The organism is Tissierella simiarum, assembly GCF_018917865.1.
GTDB lineage: Bacteria > Bacillota > Clostridia > Tissierellales > Tissierellaceae > Tissierella_C > Tissierella_C simiarum.
In genome coordinates, this window is sequence record NZ_JAHLPM010000001.1 from 283,551 (window position 1) to 296,400 (window position 12,850).

The 12,850-nt window shown below is 31.6% G+C and carries 13 protein-coding genes and 1 pseudogene; all 14 read right to left on the reverse strand.

Features of this window, described 5'->3' with window-relative positions; translation table 11 throughout:
* Positions 1 to 11: 11 nt before the first annotated feature.
* A complete protein-coding gene (locus KQI42_RS01415; RefSeq protein WP_216516005.1) occupies positions 12 to 917 on the reverse strand; it encodes a DUF979 domain-containing protein in 906 nt (301 codons plus the stop codon).
* A 16-nt stretch (positions 918 to 933) separates the two neighbouring features.
* Positions 934 to 1,602: a DUF969 domain-containing protein gene (locus KQI42_RS01420; RefSeq protein ID WP_343231630.1), complete on the reverse strand. Its 669-nt coding sequence runs from the start codon at positions 1,600 to 1,602 to the stop codon at positions 934 to 936.
* Positions 1,603 to 1,685: 83 nt separating this feature from the next.
* Positions 1,686 to 2,357: a Crp/Fnr family transcriptional regulator gene (locus KQI42_RS01425; protein ID WP_216516006.1), complete on the reverse strand. Its 672-nt coding sequence runs from the start codon at positions 2,355 to 2,357 to the stop codon at positions 1,686 to 1,688.
* A gap of 204 nt (positions 2,358 to 2,561) precedes the next feature.
* Positions 2,562 to 2,711 (reverse strand): hypothetical protein, encoded by a 150-nt coding sequence (locus tag KQI42_RS01430; protein WP_216516007.1) that lies wholly within the window; start codon positions 2,709 to 2,711, stop codon positions 2,562 to 2,564.
* Positions 2,698 to 3,747 carry a dTDP-glucose 4,6-dehydratase gene (gene rfbB / locus KQI42_RS01435; RefSeq protein WP_216516008.1) on the reverse strand — a complete coding sequence of 350 codons (1,050 nt, stop codon included), beginning with the start codon at positions 3,745 to 3,747 and terminating at the stop codon, positions 2,698 to 2,700. Before rfbB ends, KQI42_RS01430 begins: the two co-directional genes overlap by 14 nt.
* Positions 3,748 to 3,780: 33 nt before the next feature.
* Complete coding sequence (rfbA, locus tag KQI42_RS01440) at positions 3,781 to 4,650, reverse strand: glucose-1-phosphate thymidylyltransferase RfbA (RefSeq protein WP_216516009.1); 870 nt, start codon at positions 4,648 to 4,650, stop codon at positions 3,781 to 3,783.
* 59 nt (positions 4,651 to 4,709) lie between these two features.
* On the reverse strand, positions 4,710 to 5,801 hold the full coding sequence (locus KQI42_RS01445; RefSeq protein ID WP_216516010.1) for a DegT/DnrJ/EryC1/StrS family aminotransferase: 1,092 nt from the start codon (positions 5,799 to 5,801) through the stop codon (positions 4,710 to 4,712).
* Positions 5,802 to 5,968: 167 nt separating this feature from the next.
* A pseudogene (locus tag KQI42_RS21755) lies at positions 5,969 to 6,143 on the reverse strand (DapH/DapD/GlmU-related protein); the annotation flags it as partial.
* 469 nt (positions 6,144 to 6,612) lie between these two features.
* Positions 6,613 to 7,467, reverse strand: coding sequence for a fumarate hydratase (locus tag KQI42_RS01455; protein WP_216516014.1), 855 nt, complete (start codon positions 7,465 to 7,467; stop codon positions 6,613 to 6,615).
* 26 nt (positions 7,468 to 7,493) lie between these two features.
* On the reverse strand, positions 7,494 to 7,997 hold the full coding sequence (locus tag KQI42_RS01460) for a fumarate hydratase C-terminal domain-containing protein (RefSeq protein ID WP_216516016.1): 504 nt from the start codon (positions 7,995 to 7,997) through the stop codon (positions 7,494 to 7,496).
* 14 nt (positions 7,998 to 8,011) lie between these two features.
* Positions 8,012 to 9,151, reverse strand: a complete 1,140-nt coding sequence (locus KQI42_RS01465; RefSeq protein ID WP_216516018.1) for an HpcH/HpaI aldolase/citrate lyase family protein — start codon at positions 9,149 to 9,151, stop codon at positions 8,012 to 8,014.
* A gap of 54 nt (positions 9,152 to 9,205) precedes the next feature.
* On the reverse strand, positions 9,206 to 10,444 hold the full coding sequence (locus KQI42_RS01470) for an ATP-grasp domain-containing protein (protein ID WP_216516019.1): 1,239 nt from the start codon (positions 10,442 to 10,444) through the stop codon (positions 9,206 to 9,208).
* Positions 10,445 to 10,515: 71 nt separating this feature from the next.
* A complete protein-coding gene (locus KQI42_RS01475) occupies positions 10,516 to 11,409 on the reverse strand; it encodes a hypothetical protein (protein ID WP_216516021.1) in 894 nt (297 codons plus the stop codon).
* An 87-nt stretch (positions 11,410 to 11,496) separates the two neighbouring features.
* A complete protein-coding gene (locus KQI42_RS01480; protein ID WP_216516023.1) occupies positions 11,497 to 12,849 on the reverse strand; it encodes an MmgE/PrpD family protein in 1,353 nt (450 codons plus the stop codon).
* Position 12,850 lies beyond the last annotated feature (1 nt).

Consider the following 12,850-nt stretch of genomic DNA (forward strand, 5'->3'; position numbering starts at 1 on the left):
TAAATTCCTCCTTAAAAAGCCCATATTAGCATTAAAACTATGTGGATAGCCAATAAAACTAATGCTATAGGAGCTTGTATTTTTATTAACTTGTTCTTATCCTTCATTTCTAAAACCGTTGCAGGAACTATATTGAAGTTTGCAGCCATAGGTGTCATCAGTGTTCCACAATATCCTGCTGTTAATGCCAATGCACCTGCTATGGCAGGATCTGCCCCTTGATTGAATACGAATGGTAATCCGATTCCTGCAGTAATAACTGCAAAAGCTGCGAAAGCATTACCCATAATCATTGTAAATAATGCCATTCCTACACAATATGCTATAACTCCAAATACAATGTTGTCTGCTGGAATAATTCCTGATATTCCATTAGCTATTACTTCCCCTACTCCTGCTGCATTAAATAATGCTCCTAAAGCAGCTAAAAGTTGAGGGAGTATTCCAAAAGGTCCTACTTGTTGTAAAAGTCTGTTTCCTTCATATAAAGCCTCTTGTGGTTTAGCCTTCGTTAATACTAATCCTACAGTAGTTGCTACAATAGCTCCAACTCCAAGGCCTACCATTCCTCCTAGACTAGTAAACTGACCTATTACAAAGGCAAAAAATGCAATACTTAATACTGGGATAAATAACTTATTCTTTAATAAATTGGATTTCTCAATTTTAAATTCTTGAGAAGTTTCTTTAAACTTACCAATATTCACTTGTTTAGTTGCTGTAAGAACTCCCATCATTAGAACCATTATTCCAACAACTTTTGATGGCAGCATCTCTCCAATTAAAAATGTAATAGCTAATATAAGCCAAAAAAGTCCTGTACCTAATTTACTTTTTATCTCTTTATCTTTGAATACATAAAAAGCAGTAATTAAAGCAACTATTCCAGATAATTTATATAAAAGCTCTAAAGCCATGTTCCTTTACACCTCCCTATTTATTCTTCATAACTTTATCTAATTTTTTATCGAACAATGTATATCTTATGATTGCAAGAACAACAGTAATGATTGCTATAGGAATAGCTGCATTTGATACTTGTTTTTCCGTTACATCTACTCCTAATTCCTTTAATGTTCCTACTATCAACAAAACTCCTCCTGCTGCAATAAACACGTTTTGTCCAAAGAAGTTTGCAAAGTTTTCTGTAGCTGCTGAAAGACCTTTAATATCCTCTATTTGTTCTTCTGGTATATCTCCATATTTATTCTTAGCAGCACCTTCTGCCATAGGATAAATAAGAGGTCTAATAAATTCTACATGACCTCCAATTCTTAAAGATAATGCAGCTGCTGCAATTCTTATAAGCATATAAACAGAAAGTATCTTTCCTGTAGTAGCAGCTTTTACATTACTTATAAGCTGTGCAGCCCTTTCTTTCAAACCGTACTTTTCTAATAACCCAATAATAGGTAATGTAACAAAGAAAATGGTCATATAACGGTTAGTAATAAAAGCATTTCCTAAAATATCTAAAATTTCACCAAAACTAAGTCCACCAACAAGCCCAGTTGCTACACCAGCTGTAAGTACAACTGCTATTGTGTCAAGTTTTAATGCAAATCCGATGATAATAATTAAAACTCCAATAAGCTTAATCACATTTTTCCCCCCTATTAATTTTTTGAATATTTAAATTAATGATATTATAATTAGGAAATACTTTCTGTAGCCTAGGATACAAATTATCTCCATTTAATATATTTTTTTAAACCTGCTATATCTTTAATAATAACCATTCCTTCTCTTATTTCTATTAATCCATTATCTTTAAACTTATTTAATGCTCTAGTAACAGTAACTCTGGAACAGCCTATTAATTTTGCAATTTCTTCATGAGTTAATTTTTCATTAACCACTTTCCCCTCTACTTCATCAATACCTCCCTGACTATATAACCTTATGATTGTATCTGCAACTTTTCCTTGAGCATCTGCAAAGGCCATATTACCCATTTGAAACATAACTATCCTAAATTTTCTAATAATACTGTGAATAATATTCCTATAAATTACTGGATTTTCTATTAATACCTTTTCCATGACTTCTTCATTTATAAAGGAAATTTTACTTTTTTCAAGAGTTTTTACAATTAGTTGATTTTCACCTCCTGCAAAATAATCCATTTCCCCAAATATTTCTCCAGATTGGAGAATATATAAAATCTTCTCCTCTCCTTCAACGCTATTTATAGACTGTTTAAGTTTTCCCTCAACTACTATACAGAAGCTCTTTTCTTTATTTGTTCTTATAACACTGTTTTTTTCATAGGTTTTAATAACACCCCTTTTACTTAATTGAAGAAATACATCTCGCATCTTTTCCTGACTTTTTGAATCAAAATATTTTTCATACATAAGCAACACCTCAATTTATAAAATTATTTATATCTATACCTTATTCTTTCCTCTATTTTTTCAAGAAAATACTGATTATTTTATAAAAAAAGCTTATATTGAAGTATTAATATATTAAGGAAGCTTTTTTTGAAACCCATTACGGAAAGTTTAAATTAAGGAAAATTAAGACTTTCCTATGGGTTATAAAAAATAGCGAAGAATTTATTCTTCGCTAAAATCGTCCATAAAATTTAAATTTTTCTTGTCACTCTTAATTACTTCTAAAAATCTCTTATGAGTATATTCCTGCTGAATATTTCCAAAGCTCACCATATCATATAATTTCTCTGCAAAATCATTAGAATTCTCCATACATTTTGTTATAATACTTCATATAATCTCCAGATACTATATCATTCATCCAGTCTTTATTATTTAAATACCACTCTATAGTTTCTTTTATCCCTTCTTCAAAAGTATAAGAAGGAATCCATCCTAACTCTTTAGTTATCTTCGTATTATCTATAGCATATCTTCTATCATGACCTGGTCTATCAGCTACATAGGTTATCAATTCTTCCTCTTTTCCAAGTGCATTTAATATAAGTCTTACAATTTCGATATTTCTCTTTTCATTATTTCCACCAATATTATACACTTCTCCCATCTTACCTTTATGTAATACAGTATCAATCGCAATACAATGATCCCTAACATGCAACCAGTCACGAACCTGATTACCATCACCATATACAGGAAGATCCTTATTATTCAGTACATTATTAATCATCAATGGAATTAACTTTTCTGGAAACTGACACGGTCCATAGTTATTAGAGCAACGAGTAATATTTATAGGAAGCCCAAATGTCTCATGGTATGCTCTCACTAGTAAATCCGCTGATGTTTTTGAAGCAGAGTAAGGACTGTTGGGTGCTAAGTTTGTATCTTCAGTAAAATATCCGTCTGATCCCAAAGCTCCATATACCTCATCAGTGGATACTTGTATAAACTTAACTCCTTGTTTAAATTCTCTACTATATTTATTATCAGGTTCAATCTTCCAATGTTTCTTCGCAATATCTAATAATGCTTGAGTACCTAGTATATTTGTCTTTAAAAATATCTCAGGTTCTTCTATACTTCTATCTACATGAGACTCCGCAGCAAAATTAATTACAGTAGTTATATTATGTTTATTAAATAGTTCATCCAACAATTTTCTATCATAAATGTCACCTTTGATAAAAGTATATTTATCAAAGTCAGCTATATCTTTAAGATTATTTAAATTTCCTGCATAGGTTAATAAATCTAAATTAATTATATTATAATCATATTTAGATAGCATATATTTTATAAAGTTAGAGCCAATAAATCCTGCTCCACCTGTTACAAGGATATTCATATTGTACTCCTTTCCAGTATTATTTATCTTTTGCTAATTACTATTGGCAACATCTATTAAATATTGACCGTATTCTGTCTTTATAAGAGACTGCGCTAATTCAAGTAACTCTGACTTAGAGATATAACCTCTTCTAAAAGCAATTTCTTCAATACACGCAATATATAATCCTTGACGTTTTTGAATAGCTTCAACAAAATTAGATGCTTCAAGTAGTGAATCATGAGTACCAGTATCAAGCCAAGCAAGACCTCGACCTGTCAATTCAACCTTTAACTTACCTTTTTTTAAATATACATCAATAACTGATGTTATTTCAATTTCTCCTCGTTTTGAAGGCTTAACAGATTTAGCTATCTCAACTACATTATTGTCAAAGAAATATAATCCAGGCACTGCGTAGGATGATTTAGGATATTCAGGCTTTTCTTCAATGGATATAGCATTCATTTTATCATCTACTTCTACTACACCATAAGCCCTTGGATCTTTAACAAAACATCCAAATATTTTTGCACCCTCAGTTAATTTAGCTGCTTGCAACAATCTGTTACCAAAATTGCTCCCATAAAAAATATTATCTCCAAGCACCAATGCAACCGATGAATTGTCTATAAACTTTTCACCAATTATAAAGGCTTCTGCTAATCCATTGGGATGCTCTTGAATTACATATTCAAATTTCATCCCTAGATCTTTTCCATCACCTAATAATTCTTCATATAATACAATATCCCTAGGTGTAGATATAATTAGGACTTCTCTAATTCCAGCTAACATTAGTACTGATAGTGGATAATAGATCATCGGTTTATCATAAATAGGTAATATTTGTTTAGATATACCTTTAGTAATAGGATATAGTCTTGTTCCAGACCCACCTGCTAGTATTATACCTTTCATTTAAATTACTCCCCTTTTTCTCCATCAATTAATTCAATAATTACTCAAATAAATTTAGTTTAACTATTTAAAATAATATCGCAAATTCTATCTACATCATTTAAATCTAAATCAGCATAAAGTGGAAGACATAAAATTCTATCCGCTATATATTGGGCAACAGGCGTTTTTTGAATATCAAATATTCCCTTGTAACATTCAAAACTATTAGTAAGTGGATAAAAATATTTTCGAGCAAAAATATTCTTCTCTTTTAGTCTCTCAAACACCTCATCACGATTTAATTTATATCCATCAAATACTACTGGAAAATATGCATAATTACTCTTTACCCCTGGTTGAGGTTTACATATCTTAATTCCATTAACATTATTTAATCTTTCAAGATATCTCTCTACAACAACTTTTCTCTTTTCTATTTCTTTATCTAAATGACGAAGATTACAAATACCCATAGCAGCTTGGAATTCGTTCATCTTAGCATTTCCAGCTACATATTCAACTGACTCAGATTCTGTAATTCCAAAATTCTTTATACCATCCAATATCTTAGATAATCTTTCATCTTTATAAGTTATTGCTCCACCTTCAATAGTATTAAATACCTTAGTCGCATGAAAGCTAAACATTGATGCATCTCCAAAATTTGCTACACTTACATCATCTATTGTTATACCAAAAGTATGTGCTGCATCATAAATAACCTTTAATTTATATTTCTTAGCTATTCTTTCAATCTCTTTAAAGTTGCAAATATTACCATAAACATGAACAGGAATAATAGCAGAAGTTTTTTCTGTTATTAAACTTTCTAGCTTGTCCACATCTATTGTATAATCCTCAAGATTTATATCACAAAATACTGGTTTTAAGCCATTTCTTACTATTGCATGGGTTGTAGATGCAAAAGTAAAAGGTGTTGTTATAACTTCACCAGCAAGATTTAAAGCTTCTATTGTACACTCAAGAGCAAGATGTCCGTTTGTAAAAAGTGTTATATTGGGAGTATCTAGATAATTTAATAATTCTTTCTCCAGTTTTTTATGTTTTACACCCATATTAGTAAGCCAATGACTTTCCCATAATTCTTTGATTTCTTCTATGTATTCTTCAAAATTTGACATTGATGAACGGGTAACTTGTATTTTCATAATATTTTTACACCTTCTATTATAGCTTTATTTAATTTGTATAGAAATCTCCATTAATTTATTAATGACATGTTCATCCACAGTAGATGAATATACCAAATCCAAGTTTTTTCTAATAATTTCTTTAGACCAATTCCACCATTGAATTTTCTCTAGGGATTCTATAATTTGCTCAGAAAACCTCTTTTTAATCACTCTAGCTGGATTTCCAACAACAATGGAATATGGTTCTACATCTTTCGTAACAATCGCACCTGCTCCTATTACAGCACCATTACCTACTTTTACCCCTCTTAAAATAACTGCATTAGAACCTATCCAAACATCATTTCCAATAATACATAAATCTTTAATTTCAAGTTTCTTTTTAAATTCATCATTGGTATTATGATTTATATTGCCAGTATCTAACATATGGAACCTCCATAGTGGGCTTGTTGTTACTTTACTATAATCATGATTTCCTCCTCCAATTGATACATTCCAACTGATAGAGCAAAATTTTCCAACTTCGCTGTGTCTAATCGTTGTTCCAATTCCAGTATAACAGTAACTGCCTATTTTAGATCTTAAGATAAAATTTCTACGGTTAATTGCAGAATTCGCATTTATATCACTTTCAGAAATTATAGTTTGATCCCCAATTGATGTATAATCATCTAATTTACTTTCCTTTATTTCTGCACCTCTAAAAACCTTAATATTATTTCCAATTATACTATTGTTAATTATTGCATCTAGAGAAATATAATTATTGTCATGCACCAAAACCACATCACTTTCTTAAAGTTGATTAAACTTAATTACAATTTTATAATAATACACTCGCAACCCTTGGCTCTACACAACAGCAAAGTCGCAGACTCACAATACGAACCCCACTAGCTCTTTGAGGACCTACATTCACAAATGTAGCCAATGCTGTGTTATTACCTTTCAATCCTAACGGACCTATATTACTCATATTGATATTATTGGTAATTTCCTTCTCTATATCACTTTGCTTATTAAAATTTCCTCTAATCATTGCTTCAATCATCAACGAAGTAGCTTCAAAATGAGTTCGACCAATACCTATTGCTGGTATACAAGGAGTGCATCCCAATTTACTAACTTCATCTATTGTCCACTTTACGATTTCATCTATAATCACTTCCAACTTATGTTGATGAAAAACTCGATAGGTTTTTCCTCTAATTTCAGGCCCTCCACCCTGCATCAAAATATAAAGTCGTATAACATTTTCTTCTACAGGCTTTATAATAATAGGGGCAGGTGATACTGCTCCAGGATCCACATCTAGCCCACCAGATTGTTCTAACCGCTCTATATCATTACCTTTTATAGCCATTGGTCTACCTGGTAGTTTCTGTAGCCCCTCAGCAATACCTTGTTGTATCGACTCTAAAAATTCGCCACTCACTTTTTTATTTTTTCCCACCTCTAAAAATAAGTGAGGAATTCCAGTATCATCGCAAAGAGGGCTACTATTTTTTTGAGCTACCTCGGAATTTTCTAAAAGACTCTCTAATACCCATTTTGTGCTTGGGTTAGTCTCCTCTTTTATAGCCTTTTCATAAACCTTTTTTTGATCTTCTCGAAAATTACTAGCAGCTCGAATCAAAGTATCTGACACTTTTTTTGAAATCAATTCATCACGTTCCATTGCGTCACTCCTTACTATTCTATAAGTCAATATAGTGTTTTACCATGTGCTGCTGCTATAATCATTGGAAATTCTTTAACTGTTAGTAAATGTAGTGCCTCCATCCCCTCTTCTCCAAAAGCTACTATTTCTTTTTTTATAATTTTACTTGAAAGCAATGCTGTTATGGGAGGAATTATGGCATATACTGAATTATTTTTATATAGAGATTCTAAGGTAGATGGTTTAAGTGCGCCTTTACCCAAGTGAATTTTCACTCCTGCTTTTGCAAGCTCTGGAATACTTCTTTCAATATCAAGTTTATTACTAGAGGTAGGACCAACTCCAGCAGGGCTTACTGCTGTATGAAATATAACACTGCCCTTCAACTCTATACCTAATTCCTTATGTTTATCATTTTCTATCAGTGCTACCAGCTTTGGCAAAACTGCATCACGACCAGTTAGTATTTGTCCAGAAACTGTTATTATTTGTCCTACAGAAAGATTTTCAATCATATATTCTGTAATTGGAGTATTAATTGCTTTCATCTACTATACCTTCCTTATATAAAAAGTTGCGCGTAACTAGACTCATTTTCAACAACTCCATATACTTGTGCCTTAGCATAAATTTTATTTGCCCAATTTCTATGAGGATTAATTTCATTCATTTTATTACAATTTGAACTTTTAATTACCCCACCTGAAGTATTTAATATCTGTACAGCATCTTCATATTCTTCTTTTGTTACTGCTTGCATAGCATTTACATATTTCAAATGAGTAGGATGGATTATAGTCTTTCCAACAAATCCATTAGCTCTATCAATTATTACTTCTCTTAATAGACCATCAATTGCTTCATTTATAATAAGATTTCTCTTTAATAATGAAGTATGAATATGTCCTTCAAGAGTCTCACTGAACTTCATACTTTTATCTGCTAAAAAATACTCCCATACAGGTGCAGATACAACATACTCATCATCTTCTCTGCTAAGAAGATTTAATATATCTGATAAACAATCCCTAACTGTCAGGATATCGTAAATGGAGTAATCAATTCCTCTTCTAACACCAAAACATGAAGACATATCAGTTGCTCCCACTCTGATATTAAGTATAAATTCTCTATAATTTTTTAATAATTTCTTTATACCAGTTAATTCACATATCCTTGTTTCCTTAAAAGCAATCTCATGGCTTTCTAAAATAGGCATTCCATATAATATATCATTAAAACTATCATTTATCCATTTAAGATGATTTAAGTATAGATATCCATTACTTGTAGTAAATTTAGGAAAAACAAATCCTGCTATAATATTTATATAACTAGGCTTTAATTTTTTTGTAAAATTCTTAAATTGCTCTGGAGAACGGACTCTAAAAAAAATCAAAGGGATATCCTCATACTTAATATTCCCAGCACTTAATTCTTTTGAAATAACATCTAATAAATTAATGGAATTTGTCTCTGCGTCTGAAAGTTCTTCTTCTGCTATAGCATCCTCAAAACACATTACTATTGAAGTTAGACCAGGCATTTTTTTATTCATTATTATATCTACAAAGTTCTTTTTAGCAGGCATATACAAAGTTGCACCCAAACAATATTGTAGTAAATGTCTATCTGTATACTTATTAAATTCAATTGGTTCTTTAACAAATTTAAAGTCTGCTTTGTACTGATGATGTTTCATTTTATACCTCCATATATATACTCTATAATTTATTAATTCTTAGCTGGTTTATAATTATTCTCTTAGATAAATATCTTTTCTCATAATAGAGTTACCATCAGCATCTAGTACTTCTATTTCATTTCTTGCCATAGCAATTTTTTTAAATAATTCCTCTTTAGTATTTGCTTTAACCAAGAAAGCACCAACTCTATTGCGACTAGACAACCCTTTGGGAATTTCCATTCCCTTTGTTTTATAGATAAAAAATTCTTCCACAATCCCTCTATCTATCAGATTTTCACACCCCATAATACTACCAAATACACCTGGCAATGAATATATAATATTTGTTGCACAATATGATTCCGATTGCTTGTACCTTATATTGGTGTGAATCCCTAGATATGAATCAACTGCTGAATTTAAAATATCAAAACCTGTATTTAATTTAACATTCTTAATATGTGTACCTCCACCTAGTCTAGCTGCAAATTCAATAATATTAATATTATCATCATTAATAAATGCTTGAATCAGCAAAGGAGTATTATCTAAATCAAAAGCATCTGCTATTTTATTTGCTACTTGTTGAATATTTTGTTTGGCTGTTTGAGATATTTCTATAGGAGTTATAGAACCAATCGATTGCATTCCTAACTCACCATCATCTCTCATTTTAAACTGCCTACGCATCATGATTAAGTGAACTATCTTATTTTGAATAAAACAATCAAAACTAACCTCTATACCTTTACTATATTCCTCAACTATCGCCTTATTAGTTCTACTTATTCTTATTGCATCTTTTAAATATTTATTGAGTTCAAATAAATCATTTGCTTTCCTCACCCCTAAAGAACCAGTACTATCAATTGGTTTTACTATAACTGGAAATTTCATTCCATCTATCTCAACATCTGTAACATCATCTACAATAATATACTTAGATGTTGGAATTTGATTTTCCACCATTTTCTTTTTCATTAATCCTTTATTAGTTACATTTAATGTCGTTTCATATTTATAAGGAGTGGGTAAACCTAATCTTTCTGAAACATAGCAAGCAATTGGAATTGGTTGATCTAGACATGTACTGATAACTAATTTTGCATCTAAGCCCTGAGCTATATCAAGAATTTTTGTTTGATCAAGAGTACTCTCTCTAATATGTTCATCTGCAAATCTTTTAGCAGGTGGTTCTTCATAATAGTCAACTAGAACAGTATAATAACCTCGTCTTTTTAAGTTTTCTATTAATGCTATATGTGCATGGGAGCCCCCTAATATAATCGCTTTTGGTCGGTTATTCATATTCTTGTACCTCCTAAAATTTAGCCTAAACCTAATTCTTATTTATGAATATTTTTTATATAGTCGTTTTTTTAATCAATTTTACCTCTCTCTGAGCATACTGCATCTGGATAATATCTTTCTATAACCTGCTTAACCAAAAGAACTTGTTTTGCTCTTTTTCTTGCATCATCACTGGTGGTTTCCCAACTATGTGTCTTTGCTACCGAACCGCCTGTTTTTAAATAAATCGGAGAACTGACACGTATCATTTCAGGCACTTCATAGTGTCTGATAAAACCTCCAGACGAAGCTGGATTTTCTGTATGCACATCTATAGGTATATTTATTGCTTGTCTTATTGAAGCAAGCATCTGAAGTTGAATGTCTCTAATAGGATTAATTGAATTTGCTCCAATACCTTCAAGTAATTTTGCAGAACAAGGATTTCCATGACCACAATGAGCAGATATCTTAAATTTGCACTCTAAAGGAATTTCTCCCTGTTTGCGCATTTCATTTAGTAACCATAAAAGCCCTTCATCATAGATTAAAAATCCACGACATCCAAAAGTAACTGCTCTCTTTACATCTTCAATAGCCCGAACAATTTGCTCCTGACCTCGAAGACGATACCCCATTCTTTGACCTTCTGTGGTTTGGACAGAAGCGCTAGTATCATAAGTAGCTCTAGGCCCGATTGCTAAGATAAGTTCTACATTCCACTTTTTTGCTAAATAAACCATTTCTTTTATTTCGTCATCTGTAAGAAGCATAATTCCTTTTGTCTGCGTTACACGATGAATAACCAATCTATATTTATCCAACTCTTCAAGCAAAGATTTCATAGGTCCTGGCCCTTGTATTCCAGGAACCTCAAACCTATACTGAGCACCATCTGAAAACTTTTTTTCTGAAGTAGGCAAATCATAAGCATCTCCAGAAGGCATTCCGATTTTTTCAAGAAACTTTCTAGTATCTTCCACCTTTATCCAACCTTTCGAAATATTTAAATTTTAAATCATTACTAACAATGAATCACTAAACACAAAAGTAATTTGATTGTATAACATCTATAGAAAGTCAAATATCTTAAATAAATCCTTTTCTAAATTCCAAGTCATTTCGATTATTTCATGAGCTTCTTTCATTGATTTTTTTCCATACATGGCTAATGAAATAAACTTTTCTTTTATTTCTTCTTCTGTCATAGGGTTTTCAGGTTCTCCTTTTGGATAATCTACTCTTTCTATATAACACTTGTTATCATAGGTTATTATCTCAACAATCGCTGAACGTTTTTCAGGAACTAAAGTAGTTAATTCTTTATTAGCATATATTTGTATTTTATTAATTAAAGAAGTTATTCTTGTATCTTGTATATATCTAGGCATAAACTCTTCAATTCCAGCCTTACCAAATTCAAGAGCAACAGCTACACTATACGGAATGCTCATTTTTGCTGAATTAGTCCCTTGGATCTGCGTATGATCATGGCCCATAATTGCTAAATCGTATGTATATACTTTTACATTCTTTATATCATCAGGACAAATGCTATACTTTGATCGAATGTTTATTGTTGCCTCTATAGCAGGATGAGAATGTCTACATGCAGCATAAGGTTTTATATAAATTCTTTCTATCCCGTATGCATCTCCCTGCTTTCTATCTAAAAAGGATAAATCATATTGCTTAGACATAGTTGATATAAAACCTCTTTTACCACCCAAAATATCATTTGGACCCGTAAATCCAGCTCTAGCTACAAATGCAGCTATTAAGCCATTAAGAGCTGCTTTTCCAACATTGAAAGGTTTCAGCTCTGATTCATCTTCAATAACTTCTAAAATTCCTGATGCACTTGTGGCTGCTGCAGAAAGGGCATCCTTCAACTCTTTTTTTGTAAAACCAAGAGCAACAGCAATCCCAACGGCTACTCCAATAGTCCCGCAAGTTCCCGTAGCGTGATATCCACATTGTTTATGAGAAGGCTGAATTGTACCTGCCAGCCTCACAGCAGCTTCATAACCTATAATAGTACCTAATAAAAAGTCCTTACCTTTTATTTTTTCATGTTCTACCAAAGATATAAGTGCCGAAATAATTGGTGCTCCAGGATGAATCATACCAAATCGTTGACCATCATCAAGCTCCAATATATGCGAACTAAGACCATTTACTATAACTGCATTTTGAATAGTCGCTTTTCTATTAAATCCAATTAAAGTAGCATCACCTTGCTCAGAATCAAAGTAATTTAAGAACTTGTTACCTTTTCTCTCAAGCATCCTTGCACCAGCTAGAGTTACACCCAAGTAATCAAGAATACATATTTTAGCTTGTTTAATAACTGCTTCTGGAAGAGTTTCTTGCATTAAGCTATATAAACTATCTATAAATTTATCTGTTAAATTATTGTTCAAT

Bases quoted from the DNA above. Each gene is read 5' to 3' on its own strand.
- KQI42_RS01465 (WP_216516018.1), bottom strand. From the start codon at position 9,151: ATGAAACATCATCAGTACAAAGCAGACTTTAAATTTGTTAAAGAACCA.
- KQI42_RS01455 (WP_216516014.1), bottom strand. From the start codon at position 7,467: ATGGAACGTGATGAATTGATTTCAAAAAAAGTGTCAGATACTTTGATT.
- KQI42_RS01430 (WP_216516007.1), bottom strand. From the start codon at position 2,711: ATGGAGAATTCTAATGATTTTGCAGAGAAATTATATGATATGGTGAGC.
- rfbA (WP_216516009.1), bottom strand. From the start codon at position 4,650: ATGAAAGGTATAATACTAGCAGGTGGGTCTGGAACAAGACTATATCCT.
- rfbB (WP_216516008.1), bottom strand. From the start codon at position 3,747: ATGAATATCCTTGTAACAGGTGGAGCAGGATTTATTGGCTCTAACTTT.
- KQI42_RS01470 (WP_216516019.1), bottom strand. From the start codon at position 10,444: ATGAATAACCGACCAAAAGCGATTATATTAGGGGGCTCCCATGCACAT.
- KQI42_RS01415 (WP_216516005.1), bottom strand. From the start codon at position 917: ATGGCTTTAGAGCTTTTATATAAATTATCTGGAATAGTTGCTTTAATT.
- KQI42_RS01445 (WP_216516010.1), bottom strand. From the start codon at position 5,801: ATGAAAATACAAGTTACCCGTTCATCAATGTCAAATTTTGAAGAATAC.
- KQI42_RS01425 (WP_216516006.1), bottom strand. From the start codon at position 2,357: ATGTATGAAAAATATTTTGATTCAAAAAGTCAGGAAAAGATGCGAGAT.
- KQI42_RS01460 (WP_216516016.1), bottom strand. From the start codon at position 7,997: ATGAAAGCAATTAATACTCCAATTACAGAATATATGATTGAAAATCTT.